Origin of the sequence: Xenorhabdus yunnanensis (assembly GCF_028598805.1) — a bacterium.
Classification (GTDB): Bacteria; Pseudomonadota; Gammaproteobacteria; order Enterobacterales; family Enterobacteriaceae; genus Xenorhabdus; species Xenorhabdus yunnanensis.
Genome location: NZ_JAQRFI010000236.1, coordinates 1 through 486, shown reverse-complemented (window position 1 = coordinate 486; position 486 = coordinate 1). Strand labels below are relative to the sequence as shown.

The 486-nt window shown below is 51.4% G+C and carries 1 protein-coding gene; it reads left to right on the top strand.

Going from position 1 to position 486, the window contains the following annotated elements; all coding sequences use genetic code 11:
- A partial coding sequence (locus tag PSI23_RS22035; RefSeq protein ID WP_373567372.1) for a DEAD/DEAH box helicase occupies positions 1-486 on the top strand: 486 nt, incomplete at both ends.

Here is a 486-nt window from a genome sequence, read left to right as displayed (position 1 = left end):
CATCCATCGGTTTGAGCAGGGGGCGACGAAAATTATCGTTAATATCGGAGTTCTCGTGGCAGGTTTTGACAGTGATGTCCGCTGCATCATTTATGCCCGTCCCACCAAGTCAGAAATTCGCTGGCTCCAAGCAATCGGCAGATCACTGAGAATTGCACCGGGTAAGGACAGGGCTATCATTCTTGATCACTCCGGCACGGTTCACCGTCTCGGCTATCCCGATGATATCGAGTATGACGAATTGCCCCGCAAAAATGACGGCATGAAGTCCCGTTCCAGCCAGCGTGAGCAGGAGAAACGGGAGAAGTTACCGAAAGAATGCCCGTCCTGTCATTACATGAAGCCTGCGGGGGTGTATGTCTGTCCGAAGTGTGACTTTAAGCCGCTGGTGGGGGAAGACATTGATGTCGATACCAGCCGCACCATCAAAAAACTCGACAAGAAAGCACGGGTCTACACACAGGACGAAAAGCAAAGTTTCTACTC